Raw genomic sequence first — 20,594 nt, 5'->3', positions numbered from 1 at the left:
AAAACTAGTAGATGCGTAGTGTTATGGCAAGATGCCAACCGGTAGCTTAACTACCGGCAATTCACGGAGGATAAATATTATGGGTATGGTTGTAAACTTTAACGCGGCTGCAGTCAATGCACAGCGCAACTTGGGTATGACGAGCAAGGGACTGAACCAGTCCATTCAGCGTTTATCGAGCGGACTTCAAGTCAATAGTGCCGCTGACTCACCTTCGGGGCTAGTGATCTCGGAGCAGATGCGCTCCAAGGCCGATGGCATGAGCCAAGCCATCAAGAACAGCAACGACGGTGTGAACCTGATCAAGACAGCGGAAGGCGCTCTGAACGAGGTGCATAGCCTCCTTCGCCAGATGCGTACGCTCTCTGTTCACGCTGCCAACGAAGGTGTTAATAGCGCCGACGATCTGGCTGCCGATCAGGCTGCCATCGCCGCTGCAGGTGACTCGATTGACCGGATCTCCATCAGCACTCGCTTCAACGGCAAGCTGCTTCTGGACGGTTCCTATGCCGCCCAGGTGCTTCAGATTGGTGAGGAGTCCACGGACACCTTCACGGTGACTATTGCAGATCTGAGTGCGGTTGGTCTTGGCGTTGACTCGGGCACTCTGGACGTGACGGCTGTGGGTGGTGGTACAGCGGCAATTGATCTCATTGATATTGCCATCAAGACTGTCTCGACGGAGCGTGCTAAGCTGGGTGCTACCCAGAAGTACACGCTTGAGACGACCGTCAACTCGCTGTCTGTTTCCGAGGAGAACATCCGGTCTTCTGAGTCTGCGATCCGTGATGCGGATATGTCCAAGGAGATGGTTGAGTTCACCCGCAACAACATCATGATGCAGGCAGGGACGTCTATGCTGGCCCAGGCCAACCAGTCGTCACAGTCCGTACTCTCCCTCTTGAAGGGCTAGTCTCGGTATCCTGATCTGATTTCAGCTTCTCCTTAAGAAGGCACGGTTGGTGGATCGTCGAGAGATCTACGAAAAGCCACCGTGCCGGTTTTTTAATCTTCTAATGCGACTATTGTCTCAATTGCACCCACAGAAAGACGAAGCTCACGAGCGATCTGAGCGACGGTTTTACCGGTGCGGCGAAGCCGTAGGATCTCCTCGAATTGCTCTTTTTGTTCCTTGCTTGCGCGAGAGATAGTAGGAGCTAAAGGAAGGGAACTGGGGAAGACAGGCTGAGAATAAATCTGAGCACGTGTGTTTTCCAGAGCAAGCTCCACCACGCGCAGCTCTTCATCGGAGCGTGCGCGCTGAAGCAGAGACTCGCTCTCCATTCGTTGTGTGTGGACATACAGCGAGACACACGTGACAACAAGCCCCGCAATGACGAGCAGAAGCCAAGAATCGAGCATAGGGCTTCCTTATTTCGTCAGTGTGAGGAGCAGATCCTGGTGGCGCAGGAGCTTGTGGCTCATTCGTAGCATCGCGCGTGCGTGGATCTGCGAGATGCGCTGCTCTGTGACCCCTAAGATCAGACCGATCTCTTTGAAGGTCATCTCTTGAAAGTAATACAGAGAGACGATCTGCTTCTCGCGATCGGGGAGCGCGGCGATGGCACCCGCGAGACGGTCCTTGGCCTCCATGCGCTCGGTATCCCGGTAGGGGTCGTCGTCTTCACTACCCAGCGCGATATCAGCCAGCGGAGAGCTGTCCATTCCCGCCACGAGATCATCCAAAGAGACCAGGGAGGTTCGCGCCACATCGGAGAGCATCCCATCAAGATCTTCCTCAGAGACTCCCATGAAATCGGCGACTTCGGCATTGGTGGGAGGACGGCCTAGCTGGGACTCCATCCGGCCAAAGACCTGGCGCAGCTGTGACTCACTGGCACGGAGCGAGCGTGGAACCCAGTCGAGGCGACGGAGCGCATCCAGAACCGCCCCGCGGATTCGCGGGGACGCAAAGGCCTCAAACGAGGTCTGAAGCGTCGGATCGTAGCGGTCAATGGCATCAATGAGCCCGAGCACAGCATAGCTGAGTAGGTCCTCTTTGTTGACACAGCCCCAGGCCGCAATCTGCAGACGATCGACAGTACGCCGCGCCAGAGGAGCATAGGTGCGGATAATCTCTTCACGAAGCTTCGGAGCGCGTGCCTTAACATACTCCGCCCAGAGCTTCTTTTTCTGACGCTCTTCGAGGCTTTTCGCTTCTTCGGTAACAGAGGGCTGCTTGAGGGCAGGTCGTTTCAAGATCATGATCATGGTGTGTATTGAATCTCTAGGTGATCGTTCTTGGGCTAGTTTGTGAGTGTGGTGTCGTTAGACTCCGTAGGGACGAGAATGCGCTCCATCAGGCCAATTCCCAGGTTGCCAATGATCCACGTCCCCAGCCAGGCGAGAGCACCTCGAACCGTGGCTTCTAAGAGATCAGCAATGGGGATGGCTTGCCAGCCAACCAGTAGAGCAATGAGCCAGGCCAGAAAAAGCAGGCCACGACGCGCCCCCACGAGAGCGGGGCTCCAGATATCTTGGGGAGAGCGAAGTGCCTTCAGCGGCTCTGCTGTTTCGGTACGCTGCTTTTCGGATTCTTCAGCAAGCGGCTCGGGTTCTTTGGCGTTTTCATTCATGTGCTGGTCTCCTCCTCCGTCACAAGGGCATTAAGGCGCTCCCGACACTGGCTCCAGCGCTCTGTCTCAAGCAGTGTCGCACTCTCGGCGAGGGCGGCTCCCACTTTTTGGGAGCGACCCCGTGGATGAAGCCAGTTCTCCAGGCGCGTGATGCACACAGGGATATGGCGGCACCACTCATCGTCAGCGAGACGTAGCGTGAGCTGACCGGGCTGCTCGATCTTGAGGGATTCGGTAGCAGGCAGTAAGAGTGAGACGCCACCCGCGCTGATGTCCAGAGTTCGTCCACAGATACGCTCGCCATGGGGAAGCTGCAAAAGAGCCTCCAAGGAGCGCGGCTCGCGTTGTTCCTGACGGCGCTGTTTTTGAGTCCAAGACTTGAGCCCCCCCACGACCAGCATGGCGGGCTGTGTCCAGACCCACTCACGGATAGTCGCCTCAAACTCCCAGCAAGAGCCCGCCCGATACATCGTGAGCTGAAGCGGTGTTCCTGGAGCGCAGAGAGCTGCATGCCGGGCACTGTTTCCCCCGACCGTTAGATACAGAGCCTGGCCTTGCATGCGTGCGGCACGGCAGGAGAGTGTATTACCCTCGACCAAGACATCCACCCGTGTTCCTGGCCCCAGAACCGGCAGCTCAAGAGACAGGCTCTCTTCGGAAGACGAGTGTGGCATCTACAAAGACCCCTTCAGAGCGTTTTGAAGTGCTTCTTGGCGCTGGTAGGCTGCGACCACCGTGGAGACGGTCTCCCCAATATTGCGCAGAGCCACGCTGGTGCGGCCCCAGGGAGCGCTCTTGAGCAGGGGACGCTGATTGCACACGGACTGCGAGACCGCCGAGTCCTGAGGAACATAGCCCCAGTACGGAATCTCTTGCCCGAGAAAGCGCATCGCGACGGCATTGAGCCGCTCGGCTGCTTCTTGTGCACGCTCTGCGGAGGGGGCTTGGTTGATCACCAGCCCGACACTTCCGTGCAATGGCTCTTGGTAGAGAACCTTGAAGAGGGCGTAGGTATCGGTGATCGCCGTGGGCTCCGGAGTTGAGATGACGACGGTTGCGGTGGCACGTCGGATCACATCAATCGTGGCAGGCCCTAGGCCGGGGTGCGTGTCGGCGACAATGAGGTTGCAAGAAGGCTCCGCGGCAACAATTCCCCGCATGACATAGTCGAGCTGCTCGGTGAGAGAGTACTCATGAAACGACTCCCCACAGGCATTAGGCAAGAGCAAGAGTCCCTCGTAGTCAAGAAGTGCCTCCGCGACGGAGCACTCACCAAAGAGCACATGACCCAGGTGCTTCTGGGGCGCAATTCCCAATGCGATATCGAGATTTCCCAGGCCCCAGTCTAAATCCATCACCGCGCATTTCTTGCCTTGGCTGTGCCAGTCAAGCGCAAGATTCACGGAGAAGAATGTCTTACCCACGCCGCCTTTTCCACTGGCAATCGCCACAAGAGGAGGCAGAGGAGTCTCTTTTTTTGAAGGCTTGATCCGAGGGGGCGCAACGATATTGTCGTCTGCGCCTTGGAAGAGTCGAAAGATACTCTCTTCTTTGCTGGAAGGGCCCCGCCGTAGTCCGGCGGCTTGATCTTCTAAGCCAAACAGTGTCATCTTGCTACTCCTCACCCAGTAAAATGCGCTCGGCCAGGTCGTCTGGGCTTGCAAGAGCTAGGTCTTCGGGGACACGTTGCCCAGTGGTGACATAGGAGAGGGGAATACCAGACTCCATGACGATTTCTAAAGTAACCCGCAGTGAGGCGGTCTCATCAAGCTTGGTTAAGAGAATATGGGTGGGATGTAGCAACGAAAAACCTTCCAGCGAGCGGCGCAGGGTAGCCGGGCTCGCACCGCTATCCAGACAGAGATGCACCTCATCGGTGCCCAGCGTCTCTAAGAGCTCTATCTGCTCGGAGATCTGCTTGGTGTTGAAGGCGGAGCGCCCGATAGAGTCGACAAAGATCAAATCGTAGCTGGCGTAGCGCTCTAAGGCTCCTTTGATGTCTTCAGGAGCGTAGACACGGGTAAGGGGCACCTCTAGCAAGCGGGCATAAGCCTCCAGCTGCTCCAGAGCACCGATTCGGTAGGTATCAATCGTGATAAAGGCAATACGCTTATGTTCTTGACGTGAGGCGGCGGCAGCGAGCTTGGCCAGAGTCGTGGTCTTACCCACACCGGTGGGACCGATCAGACCAATTACCGTGGGACGGCCTTGCTTGAGCTGGATCGAGCTGGTACGAAGATCACGGTGTAGCTCTGCCAGAAATGTCTCCGGGTCGTCGGCACCCATCGCCTCAAGATCAAACTTGGGCATCGGGCTCAGAGGCGAGCGGGAGAGCTGGCAGCGTAGCTGGGCAAGCTCATGGCGTAGCTGAGAGAACTCCTCTTGCCAGCCTTCCATTGCCTTTGTGGTATCCGAGGCCAACGCGGCACGCTTCAGCGGGGGCTGACCAGCAGGTCGGACTTGTGGGTTCGAAGCTGCTGCTGGTGTTACGGGGGGCTCAAAATGCTCCGTTAAGGCGGAGGTCGCTGAGCCGCTGCTCCGCTCCTCACGGATCAAAGGAGCGTTCTGAGGCGCGGGGGCAGTGCCTCCCTGAGCGCCATCTACTGCTGCCAGAACTTCGACGCGCTGGCGGCGCAGGACACCCGGAGTCCGGATATTTCGTGTCTGTAAAATGACAGCATCTTCCCCGAGAGCTTGCTGAACTTTCGCAAGCGCCTCACGGGTGCTGTCTCCCTCAAACCGTTGGATTTTCATCGCTTAACATCACCATTCCCAAAGATTCGACCGCAATACCGGCGGTGATCTCAGCATAGGAGAGTACGATGAGCGTGGGCACGCTTCGCTCGATTAACGGGCGTATCGCACTTCTGAGCCGAGGGGCGCACATGAGCAAGGGCAGGTGACCTGCCGCCGCCATGCGCTCCGCCTGCCGGCGGATCGCGGAACCCAGACGTTGCTGAGTAGTTGGATCCAGTGTGATCTGCGTGCCGACGTCGTTGCGTCGGAGGTTATCCATCAAAGTCTGCTCCACAGAGGGATGCAGGGTCATGCAGTACAGGCGACCATCGGCCTCCACATACTGATGTGTCAGTTGACGCGACAGTCGGAAGCGGACATGCTCTGCCAGGACTTCCGGATCGCGCGTGCTCGTTGCCGCGTCCGAAAGTGCCTCTAAGATCGAGGTGAGGTCTCTTATCGAGACCCGATCTCGCAGCAGAATCTGCAAGACCTTCTGCACCTGACCCAGGCTCATCAAGCCTGGCACTAGCTCGTCTACCACAGCCGGTGAGCTGCGGCGGACGTTGTCCACCAGGGATTGCACATCTTGACGGCTCAGGATTTCGGAGGCATGCCGCCGAAGCTGCTCCATCAAGTGCGTTACCAGTATATTTATCGGGTCAACGACTGTATAACCAGAGACCTCCGCCATCATTCTTTGATTGGCCGCGATCCAGACAGCCGGAACCCCGAACGCAGGGTCTTGTGTGGGTGTCCCTGGCAGGGGCTGCACCTCGCCGCCACCTTCGAGGGCGAGGAACTGGCCGGGCATCAGCTCGCTGCCACCGATCTCCTGACCGCGCATGCGGAAGACGTACTGATTGCCGACACGTAACCGAAGATTGTCGCGTACGCGGATGGGGGGGACAATCACTCCGAGCTCGGTAGCAATCTGGCGTCGCGCCGAGGTCACACGGTCTAGTAAATCGCCGCCTTGTTTGGGGTCGGCGAGACAGAGGAGTGCGTAGCCCAGCTCGATCTCCAGTGGATCCACCGTCAGCAGCTCGTTGAGGTTCTCGGGAGCCTTGGGAGCGGCGGGCGGTGCTGGAGGCGGTGCATCGCGCTTGACCTGGAGGCGGTAGCCGTAGAACGCAACGGTACAGGCGAGCAGGGCGAAGGGGATTTTAGGAAGCCCCGGAGCCATTCCCAGAAAGAACAGGGCACCTGAGGAGATATAGAGTGCATGGGGGTGGGCCATGACCTGCTGGCTTAGCTCCTTGCTCAGGTTCGACTCGCTCGCGGTCCGAGTCACGAGAAGGCCCGAGGCGGCGGAGATCAAGAGCGCAGGGATCTGGGTGACAATTCCCTCACCCACCGTTAAAATCGTGTAGCTCTGGATGGCAGCCGTGATATCCATCCCGCGCTGGAGGATTCCGATGCCTAAGCCACCTAAGATATTGATGACAATCATCACCACCGAGGCAATGGCATCACCACGGACGAACTTACTGGCACCGTCCATGGCTCCGTAGAAGTCCGCCTCACGGGAGACATCCTGTCGGCGCTGGCGGGCCGTGACCTCATCAATGGCCCCCGAGTTGAGCTCCGCGTCAATGGCCATCTGCTTACCCGGCATGGCGTCTAGGGTAAAACGGGCGGCGACTTCTGCGACGCGGCCTGAACCGTTGGTGATCACCACGAACTGGATTACCACCAGAACGATAAAGACCACGATTCCCACGACAAAGTTGCCACCGATCACAAATGTTCCAAAGGCCGCAATCACCGAACCCGCATGACCTGTTCCTAGAATCAGACGGGTCGCGGAGACATTAAGCGCCAGCCGAAAGAGCGTTACGAGCAGCAGGAGCGAGGGGAAACTTGAGAACTCCAGTGACTTCTTGATGTAGAAAGTCATCATCAGCACGCCCAACGCCAGAGTGATATTCAGCGCCAGCAGGATGTCCAGTCCCCAAGTAGGGAGCGGGACAACCAGCATCAGGATAATGCTGACAGCGGCAATGGCGGCGGCTCCCTCGGAGAAGATGCTGCTACCTAGGCGGGTGAGCCCTTCTTTCGAGAGAATAGACGGTTTAGATAGAATCGTGGCCACTTAGAGTTGTTCTCTTTCTGCGGAGGGAGTGGTGGTAGTTGGGGTAGGGCGCGGTCCTCGCTGTGTCTGACTAAGACGCCAGAGCATGGCGAGCACTTCGGCAACACCACGGTAGAGGTCGGCAGGGATCTCATCGCCAATCTCGGCCTGGGCGAAGAGGGCACGAGCAAGCGGCGGGTTCTCTAGGACGGGAACATGGTTTTCTTTGGCGATCTCACGGATGCGCAGGGCGATCTTATCCTGGCCCTTGGCGATCACGCGGGGAGCACCAGGCTGGCCGGGCTTGTAGAGCAGGGCGACGGCAAAGTGGGTCGGGTTGGTGATGACCACAGTGGCTTTGGGCACTTCGGACATCATGCGGCGGCGGGAGAACTCACGCTGGCGCTGGCGAATGCGCTGGCGTGTTTCCGGGCTACCCTCCGCATCCTTCATCTCATCCTTGACCTCTTGCTTGGTCATCTTCATCGACTTTTCGTGTTGGTAGCGCTGCCAGGCGTAGTCCAAGACCGCGATCACGAGGAGGGTCTGCACCATCTTCATGCCCAGCTCATGGGTCATCTTTCCCACCGTGGGGCCGATCTCGCGGGGATCGTTTTGTACTAGCCGTAGTAAGCTCTCCGCATTCTGATTGATGTAGCTCCAGCCTGCCTGGCCTACCAGCCCGACTTTGACAAGCCCTTTACCAATCTCCATAAAGGCATTGGGAGAGAAGAGACGCTTCGTGCCTTGTAGCAGGTCCACACGGCTTGCCTTGACGTTGAGGAGGGCGGGGGTAAAGGTCAGCCCGACCTGGAGAATATTGATCCCGACCGCCAGACCCATCGCGGTGAGCATCGGAGCCATCGTGAGCTGCCCGACATTGCGGAATAGATCGCCTGCCAGCTCCGTGAGCTTCTCGGGGCCGGTCTCGATCCTCAGCAGGGAAAAGCTCTTCAAAAAGAACGTGGTAACAGTCTCCCCAATCTTGGGAAGCAGTGCGGGTGCTCCACTAACCAGGCTGAGTAGTACCACGCTACTCACCAGATCGGAGCTACGGGCAACCTGGCCTTCTTCACGAGCTTTTTTGCGACGTTTGGCTGTTGCTGGCTCTGTTTTATCTTCGGACATGGTGTTTGATCTCTAGCCCTTCAGAATCCGTAGGGCGCTCACCAGCACGTTGCCAAAGTCCACGAACACCAGCGCGAGCGCATTGCCCAGCGAGGGAAGCGCCGTGGAGAGTGTCAAAAGAGCGAGCATGGCTTTCAGTGGCATGCTCAGCATGAGCACATTGAACTGTGGCAGTGTTCGGTTGACAATGCTTAGTGCCATCTCACTCATAAAGAGAGTCACCCCAACCGGAGCGGCGATCTGGATCGAGAGCCAGATTGCCTTGACCAGGAAACTAAACCAGTCGTCCACGCTTCCCACTCCAAGAACCAGGGCACCCGGTGGGCTGATACGGAAGCTCTCCGCCGCCGCTTGAAGGACAATTGCGTGGCCATTTACGGCTAAGAAAAGCATCCCTGCGAGAATGTACTTCAGGTTTCCCAGAGGGCCACCTCCCGCCTGAAACACAGGGTTGAAGAGCTGAGCCATCTGAAAGCCTGCCTGAACATCGAGCCACTCGCCTGCCATCTGTACACAGGAAAACATCAGCGAGGCGATCCAGCCCAGCGCGAGGCCAATCATAAACTCTTTCACAAGGCCCGCCCCGAAGATCAAGATATTACCTGGCTGAAGCGCGGGCATTAGGGGGGTCAGGATTAGGCTGAAGAGTGCCGCAAGCCCCACACGAACTGGGGTGGGGATGCTGTGGCTGGAGAGCAGAGGGGCAGAGAAAAGCACTCCACCTAGACGTGCAAAGATCAGGAGCGCCGTAATAAAACGCCCTTGTGATATCTCCAGCCAGAAAGAAAGATCCATAGTGGTTTACTTGTGCAGAATCGTGGGAAGGTCAAGAAAGATATTGCGACTGTAGTCCACCAGCTTAATCATCATCCAGCCGCCACTTAGCGCAAGAGCTCCTAAGAGCGCGCCGACTTTAGGGACAAAAGACATGGACTGCTCTTGGATCTGGGTGGCTGCCTGGAAGATACTGATGGTGGAGCCAACCGCTAGGGTGGCTGCGATCAGGGGAGTGATCACCTCCATGGCGATTGCCAGACACTGTTGGATGTAGGTATAGGCTTGTTCTTGGCTCATAATCGTTTGTCTTTCTGCTTAAAAGCTCAGTGCCAGTCCACGGGCCAGCAAGTGCCAGCCGTCTATGAGCACAAAGAGCAAGATCTTAAAGGGCAGTGCGATCTGCATCGGGGGAACCATCATCATTCCCATGCTCATCAGGATCATGCTGACAATTAAGTCAATGACCAAAAACGGGAGCATGATGATAAAGCCCATCATAAAGGCTGTCTTAAGCTCGCTGATCACAAAGGCGGGAATAATAACATAGGTGGGGACATCGCGCACCGTGCTAGGACGGGGGATGCGGCTCATCTCCACAAAGAGAGAGAGATCGGACTCACGGGTCTGGCGGAGCATGAAGCTACGGATCGGGGGGACGGCTTTCTCAACCGCTTGGTCGGCGGAGATCTGCTTGGCCAGGTAGGGCTGGAGGGCATTGGTATTCATGTCCGCAAGCGTCGGCTGCATGGTAAAGAACGTCAGGCAGAGCGCCAAGCCCATCAGAACTTGGTTCGGCGGGAGCTGCTGGGTTCCAATGGCGGAGCGGGTAAGCCCAAGCACGATCACGATTCGCGTGAACGAGGTCATCATCATCATGATGCCTGGTGCGACGGCTAAGACCGTGAGCATTCCCAGCATCTGGAGCGACTGCCCCATCTCCTGCGGCTGGTTGGCAGCGGGTAGCTTCACCTCGACCGGGATGCCGGTCATCGGAGCGCCCGTGCTCGCTGCTTTGGTCTGGGCAAAGGCCACTCCCAGAGAGCAGAGCAGAAGAAGAGCGCCCAAGAGCGCTCTCCCTACAAGTGTCCGCCGGGTTAGCGAGACCATCGTCCGTCTCCTGTTGCACTGGTCTCACCTGCGGCGCGGAAGAGGGAGCTGCCACGGCTGGCTCCAGCAAGCACGCGCTCTTCCTCATCTTCGTCCAGCTCGGCGATCGTGCGGCTGGGGCGGGCCTGCTGAATACGATACTCGCTGGCAACTGCTGGCTCCTCTTGAGCACGCAGGCGATCTAAGATACCGGCGAAGCGGTCTTCGGTTGCGACAGGGCGTGGGGTACGGATCGCAGGCTCAGGCGACGATTTCACGTTCACGCGCTCCCCTCGGGTCTCCAGCTCACGAATTGCCTCGGTGAGTGGAGCAGGGAGGGCACTGGTCATGGTGCTTGCAATGCTTCCCTTGGTCAGGTCGGTGACTAAATGCAGGTTCTGCGGGGATGAGCCCACCAGAAGCACACGCTCGGCGTAGCGCACAACATAGAGAACCTGCTGGGGGCTCAAGTGGAGCTTCTCCATCACTTGCAGGCGGGCATCGTTGCGGTCGCGGTCTGTGCTGCCGACTTTGGGAAGGCCAATGCCACGGCGGCGGAGCTTGCGCCAGCCCAGGGCGGAGAAGACCATCAGGCCAATGACACCACCGAGCTTCATTCCCACGTCCTGAACCATGGCTTTAGGATCCGTATTGGCTGTGCTGACGGGAGCCACATAGCCGGCCAGCGGCTGTGCTTCAGGGTCCGTAGGCTTCTTGGCAACCGGAGCAGGACTTGCCGCCGCGACAGGGCTTGCAACCGGAGCGGGACTCGGAGCGGGAGTCGCGACAGCAGCAGGCGTGGCGGCGACGGGGGCGGGAGTGGCTGCCGCAACGGGCTTTGAAGGAGCTGGCGTGGCAGGAGTTACGGTGGGAGTGGTCGCCGCCGCAACGGGAGGCTTAGGGGCCGTCGGTGCAGAGGTGGTGGTCGCGTTCTGAGCGTGGGCGGCGGAGGCGGCGAGCAAGAAAGTGAGAGAGAGAGTGGCTAGAGAGAGAGATTTCATGAGAGGTAACCTTTCCTTAAACGGGTGAACGGACTATCTTTGGGTGGGCAGTGGAGTGCCCAGCTCTGTGATGCGCACACCGAAGTGCTCACCAATAACGACGATCTCACCACGGGCAATACAGTGTCCATTGGCAAGGATATCAACGGGCTCGCTGGCACTGCGTTGCAGCTCAACCAGAGCCCCAGGAGCCAGGAGCATCACCTGGCGAACGGGCATTTGGACACGCCCGATCTCTGCACTGACGGTTAAGCGAACATCGAGTAAGTACTCTGGAGTGTGTCCAAAGGGAGTTGCCCCCATGCGGTGGGTGACTTCTGACTCTGCGGCGGGCTCCGCAGCAGCAGCGATAGCGGCGATAGACTCGGCGGCTTCAAGCGTCGCCCGAGATTCTTGAGTGGCTGTGGTACTCATCCGTTTCCTTTTTCCTTTGGCCCGGAGACAATCTCCAGAACCACGTTCTGTCCCGCAAGTGCGGCTCGTGCTCGGAGGAGCACATTGTTATCTAGGGTCAGATCAACCAAGTCTTCGGAGTGGCGATCTAGAGTGATGACGTCCCCGAGCTGTAAGCTAGCCAGAGCATCAAGGGAGAACTCCGCCTCACCTAGCACGGCATGTAGCTCTAGGGGAACGTCTCCAAGCCGACTATTGACTTCCTCTTGGGCAATCTCGTTTTCAGTTTGCTGGTAAGTGATTCCCAGCAGGTCACGCACACTATTGACGGAGAGGGAGATATAGAGTGCGGTCTCAACGGTTCCGCACCGGAGAGGGCACTCTACCCGCATCCAGAGTGAGCCTGGTTCTTCGTCGCCATCGTGATCGGTTCCACTGCCATCATTAAGCCGTAGTGTGCTGAGCTGGAAGGCAGTACTGATCTGTATCAGCCACTCCGCCACTAGCTCCCGGAGCAGAGAGCGCTCTGAGGGCATCAGTGTCCTGTCTGCCTGAAGGCTCATCGGAGCGCCAAAGAGGCGCTCACAGAGAGCAGCCGCAAGGGGACGAGGCAGTGCTAGAGAGAGACTCTGACCTTTTTCAGGGCCATAGACGGCATGGAAAATCTCCTCATCCCCTCGCCAGCGCTGGTTCTGGCTTACGATCATCTGCTGGGGCGGAAGAAAGATACAGGGCAGTCGTAGGATCGTTGTCATTTCACGCTGGAAATGTATGCCCCAACGGGTAAGCACGTTGAAAAAAGCACTTTGTTGCTCTTTATCCAACTGGCTGACGCTGGGAAAGACGGCGACCACCACATCAGGTGTGGTATAGAGGCTCTTGAGAGCGGATCGCTCTTCTGAATTAAGGAGTTCCTGCGTCATGATCTTCTTTCTGAAAGGCAAGGAAGCCTACTGCATTGCAAAACTTTCAAGATAGACATTGCAAAGATGAATTTTAGGAATTAATTTGTCCATATTCTTCAGAAGCTCTTCTTTTAGATCATCTAGTCCGTTTGGTTTGTGAAGATCTGTAAAACGCTTCTTAGAAATAAGGCGGATGACCGCATCTTTAAGAATGGGCTCGTAGGTCTTCATCTCTTCTGGAGTGATTTTCTCTTCGTAGCCAACCGCAACCATGACCTTGACATAGCGCAGATTTTCTACGGAGACGTCTGCTAGGTTGATGACCATCTCTCCGAGAGGGTAGATAGTGAGAGGGGTGCGAGCCTCGGGCTCTTTTTTCTCCGCGTGTTTGTCAGCGGTGGGTGCCGCCGGAGCCTGTTTACTGCGTAGAAGCAAACCTGTACCAACGGCGGCTCCAACCGAGCCTAGCACCGAGGTTGCTACGAGTATGATAAGAGTCTTACCAGCAAGTGCCATTTTTTTGTTTCCTGATCCTTTAGTGGGCGCTTTCACGCTCCTGTGAGGATTATCGCCATTGAGGGAAACAAAGCTAATAGACACCTTGGCTAATTTTGAAGCGCCAGGTGGATAAGAAAAATAAGCAACCGGACTAACAAGCTGTAATCCGGTTGCTTCAGGAGGGATAGGTGATTTGAGAGAGTGAGAGGTTAGCGGATGATCTGCATCAGCTCTTGGAGCATTTGGTCTGATGTCGTAATCACGCGGGAGTTGGCCTGGTAGCCACGCTGGGTGACAATCATGTCGGTGAACTCACGGGTCAGATCCACGTTGGAGCCTTCCAGAAAACCGCTGCGTAGGGTGCCATGGCTGCCACTGCCGGGAGTGTTAAAAGCGGGTTCGCCCGAGTTGACTGAGGCACGAAAGAGAGTATTGCCGACACTTTCAAGGCCATCGGTATTGGCAAATGTGGCGGTGGCGAGCTGGCCCAGAGACTTAGTTAAGCCATTGCTAAATACTCCGGCGATCTCCCCGTTCTCACGGATCGTCACCGATGTCAGGGTTCCAGGAGCAAGCCCGTCTTGGGAAGCAAGAGAGGCACTCGAGTCTTTGGCGACCTGGGTCATGCCGCTGACATTCAGATCGAAGTTCAGGCTACTGGTCGCTCCACCCGCTCCTGTCAGAGAGAGAGTGAGGGGGAGCTTGCTGAGCTGAGGGGCACCCGTGGCATCAAATGTCAGGTTGGCGGAGCCATTGACACTGACCGCACCATCCGGGCTGCTGCCACTTACGGTCCAAGTGTTGTTCGTTGCGGACTTGGTGAGGCTAAGGCTCAGCGAGTGCGCCGCACCCAGCGAGTCGTAGACCGTCGCGGTGATCGGCTGGCTCTGTCCTGCAGGGATTCGCGAGTCCAGGTTGCCACCCAGAGTCACATTGGACGTGGCACGGGCCAGGCTTGCCGCTCCGACGGGTACTTTTACAGTGGAGGCAGGGGTGACCGTGCTACTGCCAGGAGCCGTGGCCAGTACCCGGAGCTTGGTGGCGAGCTGGATCAAGGAGCCATCGCTGTCAATTCCCAGGCTACCATTGCGGGTCATGAAGATATTGGAGCCATCGCTGACGGTTAGAAATCCATTACCTTCCACGGCGACATCCAGATTACGCCCCGTGTCTTGAAGCGTCCCCTGGGCATAGTTGGTGTTCAGTGACGAAACCGTGACACCCGATCCCATGGTCGAGGGGTTGGTTCCGCCATGCGTTGCTGTGGTGGGAGTGGCGGGGCGGATCGTCTGATTGAGCAGATCAGAGAACTCTGCGGTTGAGCTCTTAAAGCCGATGGTATTCGCATTGGCGATATTGTTACCAACGGCATCCATTCGTGTCTGGTGGGCGAGCATTCCGCTCACGCCTGCTTGTAATGCTGTAGTCATGGTTTTTAGTGATTTCCTTTTCTCTTTGCTACACTTTTTTATTCGACAGGTTTTTCAGAGTTTGAAAGACCTAATTTTTAGTGAATGGACTGAACATTGGTGTAGGGGATTTGCTCGCCATTGATCATGAGAACCGGTAAGTCATTTTTGAGGATAACTGCCGAGACGCGTCCTGACTTGGCCACATCTCCGCCTTCTGGCATATAGTCAACATCATGGCCGACCATCTGGAGAGCTTGTGTGCGCTGCTGGGCGTTGATAAGAGTGGTGAGTTGTTTTCCCATGTCCAAAGAAGACTCCAGAGTGGATATCTGGGCCATCTGTGCGATAAATTCTTCATTACTCATAGGGCTTAAAGGATCCTGGTTGCGTAGCTGGGTGGTCAGGAGGGTGAGGAAGTCCTGTTTTCCCAGCGTGTTTTCGGTGGCTTTGGTGAGCGAGGCGGTGCTGGTTGTCTGGTTGTTAATGGCGTTGATAGACATAATTTTTTTCTAGGCGTGGACATCAAGTCCGCCGATGGTCAGCGGGATACGGGCAACGACAGAGAGAGACTCTGCCTCAGGGACTGCCGCACTTAGCAAAGAACGGTGGGTAGGAGCGGCGAAAAAACGTGACGGTGACCGCTGCCCGCTGGTATCTCCGGCAAGGGAAGCGGAAAACGAGGCCACCGAGAGATTCTGGCGGCTCAGCTCGTCGTGAAGCTGAGTACGCTGATCTTGAAGAAGCAGGAGAGTCTCGCGGCTCTCGGCGACAATGCGAACCGAGATCCCGTCCAGCCCGTCTTCGACGATCACATTGAGCTCTCCTAGATGGGGAGGGTCGAGGCGCACCCGAAGCTCCTGGCGACCTTCGGTATTGACACGACGAAGAATCGGCACTAGCTGCTGAGAGAGCTCGGGAAGCCGAACGGCTGTCCGGGTTGGTGGTGTTGACGCTGGTGTGGCGACTGCCTCTTGAGGGGCAGTGGTAGTCGTAGAGAGAGCGCTTCCAACACTTGGGCTTGGGCTCTCTGTGCCAGGCACGGGTGCTACTGTCTGGGCTGCTTTCGGGGATTCCATCATCTCGGTCGTCGGAGAGAGCGTCTCGTTTCCTTCCGAGTGCTTCGTGGTTCCGGGAGCAACGGCTTCGGAAAGGGCATCAACAGCCGCCTGGATCTCCTGAGGAAGCTCCTGGGTCGAAGCCATCTCTAAGCCCGAGAGAACCGGAAGAGAGTCCGAGGGAGTCTGTGGCGTGGGAGCCAGCGTGGCCTCTGTGGGAGCTGAAGTCGCCCCTTCAACATTGACAGCCGTCTCGTCTTTGACGGTTGGCGCAACGGTTACTAGGAGGGGAGCAGGCGCAGGAATCATAAAATTTAGGAGTAGGTTAGGGTTTAGAAGAGCATTTTCTTCGTCACTTGTCTGATTCTGCTCTACTTTTTTAGCGTCAGAGGCTATCAAATCCCCCTCTGTAGCATTCTGACTAGTCTCAGTGGCTGTTTGATGTAAGGCATTCTGCTGAAGTTGTAAGGCAATCTGGAAGTCGCTTACCTGTGGGGACTCTTGAGCCGTGGCTATGGGGCGCACCGAGGAATCGGTGGGGGTGGCCACAAGGCTCTCTGGCGTTCCCGTACTAATTGTCAGCGACTCTAAACCCATGATACGTAAACCTACTCCCTAAAGAATTTTCTAGCCCGCATCCTGGATCGCACCCGCTTGGCGGAGCATTCCCGTGATTCGGCGAACATAGTTCTGTGTCTCTCGGAACGGTGGGATTCCCCCGTACCGAACGACCCGGCTGGGACCGGCATTGAAGGCGGCCAGCGCCTTCTCCAGTGTCCCAAAGCGATCCACGTACTCACGCAGGTGCTTCGATCCCGCTAAAATGTTCTCCCGAGGATCGAAGACATTGCGCACCCCAAACTGCTCTTCGTTTTCCGGCATGAGCTGCATCAGCCCCTTTGCCCCTGCGGAAGAGACCGTCCCCGGCTTGTACGACGACTCCGCCTGGATCACGGCTCCGATCAGCACCTCGGGAAGACCCGTCTGCGCCGCCGCCTCCCGAATGATCGGAAGATAGCGCTCGCGCCGCGCTGCCTCATCGGGATCCAGCGGAATCGCGGTGGCCGAGACATCCTGCCGGACTCGGGTGGCCAAGGGCATGGTCACTGGGGCGAGCTTGGTGGGCTCTGCGTCGCTACTCGTGGAGAGCACCTGTGGGGAGATCTCCATCTTGGCCGAGACATCCGGCGGCAACGACTTCCGCAGAGGCTGGATGCCATCATTGTTCTGGATCAGCTGATTTTGTAGCTGTGTCCCAAACTCTTCTTTCGACATATTGTAGGGAGAAGACAAGCCCGAATTTGCGTTCCACCGCGTTATTTTTTCGGACGAAGGTATCTCCGGCTCAATCAGAGCGCGAATTTGTTGGATACGGTTTTCAATGCGTGTAATGGCTTCGATCATGACAGTTTTCCTTGTTGGTATCCTATGCACGGCTCAGACGAAGTATCGCGACTTCATCGAGCCAGGCTTGCTCTTCGGCAGCCGCTTCTTGCTGGTGCTGCTGGTGTTTCTTCGATTTTAGTTTCTCAAGCACCTCACACTCCTGCCGGCAGTGCTTGAGCGCATCACGGCGCGTGTCACGCAGCTCTAGGGCGAGGCGGACTTGCTGGCGCTGGGCTTCCAGGCTCTCTTCAATAATGTCGGTGTACTGGCAGCTTGCTGTAATAAGAGCCATATCAGGAGTGCGCTGCTCCTGGAGACGGGCATAGTACGCCCGGTGCTGCTCGCGCTCCTGGAGAATCTGGGTGAGGGCACGCTCTGCGCTGGCGACACCGCGCTCGGCTTCCGAAAGAGCGGCCTGTGCCTGCTGCTCGGCCATGTTGCGCACCCGCAGGAGTGTCTCTAGGCGAAAACGAAAGCGCCTCATGCCACGACCTCATTCAGCCACTTTTCCATGGTCTCCCAGTCCGTTGGCTCGTCGGGGGGCTGGCGCAGAAAGGCCAGCACTCTGTCTCGGCAGGCGATTGCCTGATCAAGCTTGGCATTGGTGCCCTCTACATAGGCTCCTAGCAGGATCAAGTCCTCAGACTCCTGGTAGGTGGCCATCAGCTCCCGCAGGCGATTGGCTGCGGCTTTATGATCTTTCGAGGCCACTTCGCTCATCAGACGGCTGACAGAATCCAGAACATCAATCGCGGGGTAGTGGCCTCGGGCCGCGAGCTCACGCCGCAGCACAATATGGCCGTCTAAGATACTTCGTGCTGCATCGGCGATCGGCTCGTTCATGTCATCGCCATCTACCAAAACGGTGTAGAGCCCGGTGATCGCGCCTCTCTCTGCCGTACCCGCTCGCTCTAGCAGCCTTGGGAGCATTGCCAGCACCGAGGGCGTGTAGCCACGGGTGGTGGGCGGCTCTCCAATGGCCAGCCCAATCTCGCGCTGTGCCCAGGCAAAGCGGGTGAGGGAGTCCATCATCAGCAGAACCTGCTGGCCCTGGTCGCGGAAGTACTCGGCAATCGCGGTGGCGGCGAGGGCACCTTTAAGGCGAACCACGGCGGGCTGATCCGATGTTGCAACAATCACCACGGAGCGAGCAAGGCCCGCCGGTCCCAGATCGCGTTCGATAAACTCACGAACCTCACGACCACGCTCTCCGATCAGGGCGACCACGTTGATGTCCGCCTCTGAGTTTCGGGCGATAGAGCCCAACAAGGTACTCTTTCCCACGCCACTTCCGGCGAAGATTCCGACGCGCTGGCCACGGCCAATGGTGAGCAGGGAGTCAATGGTGCGCACCCCGAATCCCAGTGGCTCCTCAATGCGCTGGCGCTGCATGGCGGCAGGAGGGCGGTTGTCGAGCGGGTAGTTTTGGTCGCTGACGAGTGGTCCCAGACCATCCATCGGGCGGCCTAGTGGGTCTATCACGCGGCCTAAGAGGCCATGTCCCACTGGGACAGTGAGGGCACGGCGGCTATTGACCACGCGGCTCCCCTGACCTATCCGCCCCGTCTCGGCGAGTGGCATTAGCAGGAGGCGCTCCTGGCGGAAGCCGACAACCTCCGCAGGAACACGAGTCTCCGAGCCGGGTGTTTCGATATAGCACAGGTCGCCCAGACACGCCGAAGGGCCTTCGGACTCCAGTACCAGCCCCACCACCTGGGTGATCTTGCCGCTGGTCTCGATAGGGTCAAAGTGGGAGAGCTGGTGGCGCTTGGCACTCCAGTCCAGCAGAGGGGAGCTAAGAGTCGGTTTCATGCAGCCCTCAAGGTTTGTGCGAGGCGGCGCATGGCCCCCTCAGAAGTCGCGTCTACCACGCCCTGGCGGCTCTCTATACGGCAGCCTCCACGGTTGAGACTGGGGTCTGGGGTGAGCTGGACATGGTCCGTGCTACGTGCTGTCAGTGTCTCTAGTTTGAGCAGGGGTAAATCGTCGGGATGAACGGCGACCGTTAGCTCATGGCCATGGGGCACATGGGAGATGGCGGCGCGGACAATGGCGGCAATACGCTCTGGCTCCAGCGTGAGCTGCTCATGCAAAATAGACTCGGTGGCCTTGATACAGATCTCGGTCATGGTGGGTACTTGATTGTGGCAGAACTGAGTCCAGGCAGCGGGGAGCTCTGTAAGAAGGGCTTGCAAGGGCTCGAGCTGCGACTGGCACTCGGTCTGAAGCTGTGCGCGGCCTTCGTTGAGACCCGCCTCCATCCCTTCGGCATGCGCCTTGGCGAGCACACGCTCTGCCTCCAGCTCTAGCTCGCGCAGGGCGGACTCGCGCAGCTGCTGAACCGCAAGTCGGGCATCGGTAAGCAGCGATTCCGCTTCGCGCACGGCCTCCTGGTAGAGAGCCGTCGTATCCGTCTTGGCAGCCGAGGCAGAGAAATCGGGGCGTGCTGCCGCGATCTCCCAGGTGCGAACCTCGTTGCCGATGCGGCGCGCAGAGCGGATCACATAAGGCTGGACAAGCTCAGGCAAGCGCTTCTTCCTCAGTTTCTTGATTGGCCGTGACCAGTGTCACCTCGCCCTTGTCCGCCAGCGATTTTGCTAGGTTGACCATTTTTTGTTGTGCTGCCTCGATATCGCGCAGACGAGCCGTGCCCAGGCTTTCGACTTCTTCTCGAATACGCTCGGCGGCACGCTCGGACATGTTGCCATAGATCAGCTCGATCTGGTCCTCTGGAAGTCCCTTGATCACCAGAGGGAGGGTGTTCGTATCCAGATCGCGAAGGATGCGCTGGAGCACACGGCCCTCTTGCTCCATCAAGTTCTCGAACGTAAATCGGTAGCGCTGAACCTCGCGGGCCAGGTCAGGAGCATTTTCTTCCAGCGACGTGAGAAAGAGGGTCTCCACCGAGCGGCGCATGCGACTGAGGATATCGGCGACATGGCGAGGACCTGCCGGGCTCTCTTTCGTATCCATGATTCCCATTTGGAGCTTGACAGCGAGTGCCTGCTCTAGGTGCCTCAGAGCACGGGGCGAGGGAGTCTCTAGCTGTACAAGGCGTGCTGTGACACTGGTCTGTAACTCACTCGGAAGAGCCGTGAGCATGGTGGCTGCCTTGTCCAGAGGAAGCTGGCTCACTAAAACAGCGATCATCTGCGGGTGCTCTTCACTCACTAACGAAGCGAGGGTCTCGGGGAGGGTCTCTTTAACAATGCGCTCCAGAGTGAGCGGAGGGGCTTCTGCTTCACGCTCATTGGTCAGAATCGTGTTCGCACGTTCGGAGCCGATGGTCTCCAGAATCTGACGGGTGTACTCAGGCGTGGTGTGCAGACCATTGACATAGTGGCGGAGGTCTTCCTCAGACTCCTCCAGAATCCGATCCCGCTCCTTGCCCGCCACATGCCCCAGGTGGGACATGGTCTGGATCATGAGCTCCATCTCGGCTTCACTAAGACAGCTTAATATACTGGCAGCCAGTTCCGCACCCACAGAGCGCAGAAGAATGGCCCCTTTGTAGAGCGGGTCATTTGTATTAAATCGCGGGAGAAGTTCATCCATAGTTGCCATCGC

At 57.6% G+C, this 20,594-nt stretch carries 24 protein-coding genes; 1 reads left to right on the top strand and 23 read right to left on the bottom strand.

The features are described from left to right. Positions 1 to 85 precede the first annotated feature (85 nt). Entirely contained in the window at positions 86 to 913 is an 828-nt protein-coding gene (locus tag RMO15_RS32890) for a flagellin (protein WP_309723502.1), read from the top strand. A 92-nt stretch (positions 914 to 1,005) separates the two neighbouring features. Here RMO15_RS32890 and RMO15_RS32885 read toward each other — a convergent pair whose 3' ends face one another. From RMO15_RS32885 to RMO15_RS32775, 23 genes are all read right to left on the bottom strand, one after another. Continuing rightward, positions 1,006 to 1,362 (bottom strand): hypothetical protein, encoded by a 357-nt coding sequence (locus tag RMO15_RS32885; protein ID WP_309723499.1) that lies wholly within the window; start codon positions 1,360 to 1,362, stop codon positions 1,006 to 1,008. Positions 1,363 to 1,371: 9 nt separating this feature from the next. Further along, positions 1,372 to 2,205, bottom strand: a complete 834-nt coding sequence (locus tag RMO15_RS32880) for a FliA/WhiG family RNA polymerase sigma factor (protein WP_309723495.1) — start codon at positions 2,203 to 2,205, stop codon at positions 1,372 to 1,374. A 41-nt stretch (positions 2,206 to 2,246) separates the two neighbouring features. After that, positions 2,247 to 2,576 carry a hypothetical protein gene (locus RMO15_RS32875; protein WP_309723492.1) on the bottom strand — a complete coding sequence of 110 codons (330 nt, stop codon included), beginning with the start codon at positions 2,574 to 2,576 and terminating at the stop codon, positions 2,247 to 2,249. Further along, complete coding sequence (locus RMO15_RS32870; RefSeq protein WP_309723489.1) at positions 2,573 to 3,250, bottom strand: PilZ domain-containing protein; 678 nt, start codon at positions 3,248 to 3,250, stop codon at positions 2,573 to 2,575. Before RMO15_RS32870 ends, RMO15_RS32875 begins: the two co-directional genes overlap by 4 nt. After that, a complete protein-coding gene (locus tag RMO15_RS32865; RefSeq protein WP_309723486.1) occupies positions 3,251 to 4,186 on the bottom strand; it encodes a P-loop NTPase in 936 nt (311 codons plus the stop codon). Between the two features lie 4 nt (positions 4,187 to 4,190). Then, entirely contained in the window at positions 4,191 to 5,330 is a 1,140-nt protein-coding gene (flhF, locus tag RMO15_RS32860) for a flagellar biosynthesis protein FlhF (protein WP_309723482.1), read from the bottom strand. Continuing rightward, a complete protein-coding gene (gene flhA / locus RMO15_RS32855) occupies positions 5,311 to 7,398 on the bottom strand; it encodes a flagellar biosynthesis protein FlhA (RefSeq protein ID WP_369016190.1) in 2,088 nt (695 codons plus the stop codon). Before flhA ends, flhF begins: the two co-directional genes overlap by 20 nt. Positions 7,399 to 7,407: 9 nt before the next feature. Next, positions 7,408 to 8,514, bottom strand: a complete 1,107-nt coding sequence (flhB, locus tag RMO15_RS32850) for a flagellar biosynthesis protein FlhB (protein ID WP_309723476.1) — start codon at positions 8,512 to 8,514, stop codon at positions 7,408 to 7,410. A gap of 12 nt (positions 8,515 to 8,526) precedes the next feature. Beyond that, the gene (locus RMO15_RS32845) at positions 8,527 to 9,309 is read right to left on the bottom strand and encodes a flagellar biosynthetic protein FliR (protein ID WP_309723473.1); all 783 of its coding nucleotides are present in this window, start codon (positions 9,307 to 9,309) and stop codon (positions 8,527 to 8,529) included. A 6-nt stretch (positions 9,310 to 9,315) separates the two neighbouring features. After that, complete coding sequence (locus tag RMO15_RS32840) at positions 9,316 to 9,588, bottom strand: flagellar biosynthetic protein FliQ (protein ID WP_309723470.1); 273 nt, start codon at positions 9,586 to 9,588, stop codon at positions 9,316 to 9,318. An 18-nt stretch (positions 9,589 to 9,606) separates the two neighbouring features. Then, positions 9,607 to 10,398: a flagellar type III secretion system pore protein FliP gene (gene fliP / locus RMO15_RS32835; protein ID WP_309723467.1), complete on the bottom strand. Its 792-nt coding sequence runs from the start codon at positions 10,396 to 10,398 to the stop codon at positions 9,607 to 9,609. Further along, positions 10,386 to 11,378 (bottom strand): flagellar biosynthetic protein FliO, encoded by a 993-nt coding sequence (locus RMO15_RS32830; protein ID WP_309723464.1) that lies wholly within the window; start codon positions 11,376 to 11,378, stop codon positions 10,386 to 10,388. The genes fliP and RMO15_RS32830 overlap by 13 nt, the downstream gene beginning before the upstream one ends. Before the next feature lie 33 nt (positions 11,379 to 11,411). Then, positions 11,412 to 11,792 carry a flagellar motor switch protein FliN gene (gene fliN, locus RMO15_RS32825; protein WP_309723461.1) on the bottom strand — a complete coding sequence of 127 codons (381 nt, stop codon included), beginning with the start codon at positions 11,790 to 11,792 and terminating at the stop codon, positions 11,412 to 11,414. Further along, a complete protein-coding gene (locus RMO15_RS32820; protein WP_309723459.1) occupies positions 11,789 to 12,694 on the bottom strand; it encodes a FliM/FliN family flagellar motor switch protein in 906 nt (301 codons plus the stop codon). The genes fliN and RMO15_RS32820 overlap by 4 nt, the downstream gene beginning before the upstream one ends. A gap of 27 nt (positions 12,695 to 12,721) precedes the next feature. Then, positions 12,722 to 13,276 carry a flagellar basal body-associated FliL family protein gene (gene fliL / locus RMO15_RS32815; protein ID WP_309723456.1) on the bottom strand — a complete coding sequence of 185 codons (555 nt, stop codon included), beginning with the start codon at positions 13,274 to 13,276 and terminating at the stop codon, positions 12,722 to 12,724. 107 nt (positions 13,277 to 13,383) lie between these two features. After that, positions 13,384 to 14,604, bottom strand: coding sequence for a flagellar hook protein FlgE (locus RMO15_RS32810; RefSeq protein WP_309723452.1), 1,221 nt, complete (start codon positions 14,602 to 14,604; stop codon positions 13,384 to 13,386). A gap of 77 nt (positions 14,605 to 14,681) precedes the next feature. Then, positions 14,682 to 15,086, bottom strand: coding sequence for a flagellar hook capping FlgD N-terminal domain-containing protein (locus tag RMO15_RS32805; RefSeq protein ID WP_309723449.1), 405 nt, complete (start codon positions 15,084 to 15,086; stop codon positions 14,682 to 14,684). A gap of 9 nt (positions 15,087 to 15,095) precedes the next feature. Beyond that, positions 15,096 to 15,950, bottom strand: a complete 855-nt coding sequence (locus tag RMO15_RS32800) for a flagellar hook-length control protein FliK (protein ID WP_309723447.1) — start codon at positions 15,948 to 15,950, stop codon at positions 15,096 to 15,098. Between the two features lie 318 nt (positions 15,951 to 16,268). Continuing rightward, positions 16,269 to 17,045 (bottom strand): lytic transglycosylase domain-containing protein, encoded by a 777-nt coding sequence (locus RMO15_RS32795; protein ID WP_309723444.1) that lies wholly within the window; start codon positions 17,043 to 17,045, stop codon positions 16,269 to 16,271. 22 nt (positions 17,046 to 17,067) lie between these two features. Next, on the bottom strand, positions 17,068 to 17,511 hold the full coding sequence (gene fliJ / locus RMO15_RS32790; RefSeq protein WP_309723442.1) for a flagellar export protein FliJ: 444 nt from the start codon (positions 17,509 to 17,511) through the stop codon (positions 17,068 to 17,070). Further along, positions 17,508 to 18,839: a flagellar protein export ATPase FliI gene (fliI, locus tag RMO15_RS32785; protein ID WP_309723439.1), complete on the bottom strand. Its 1,332-nt coding sequence runs from the start codon at positions 18,837 to 18,839 to the stop codon at positions 17,508 to 17,510. The genes fliJ and fliI overlap by 4 nt, the downstream gene beginning before the upstream one ends. After that, positions 18,836 to 19,555 (bottom strand): FliH/SctL family protein, encoded by a 720-nt coding sequence (locus RMO15_RS32780; protein ID WP_309723436.1) that lies wholly within the window; start codon positions 19,553 to 19,555, stop codon positions 18,836 to 18,838. Before RMO15_RS32780 ends, fliI begins: the two co-directional genes overlap by 4 nt. Then, positions 19,548 to 20,582, bottom strand: coding sequence for a FliG C-terminal domain-containing protein (locus RMO15_RS32775; protein ID WP_309723434.1), 1,035 nt, complete (start codon positions 20,580 to 20,582; stop codon positions 19,548 to 19,550). Before RMO15_RS32775 ends, RMO15_RS32780 begins: the two co-directional genes overlap by 8 nt. Positions 20,583 to 20,594 lie beyond the last annotated feature (12 nt).

It is taken from the genome of Armatimonas sp. (assembly GCF_031410135.1).
GTDB lineage: Bacteria > Armatimonadota > Armatimonadia > Armatimonadales > Armatimonadaceae > Armatimonas.
This window is presented reverse-complemented; position numbering and strand designations above follow the sequence as displayed.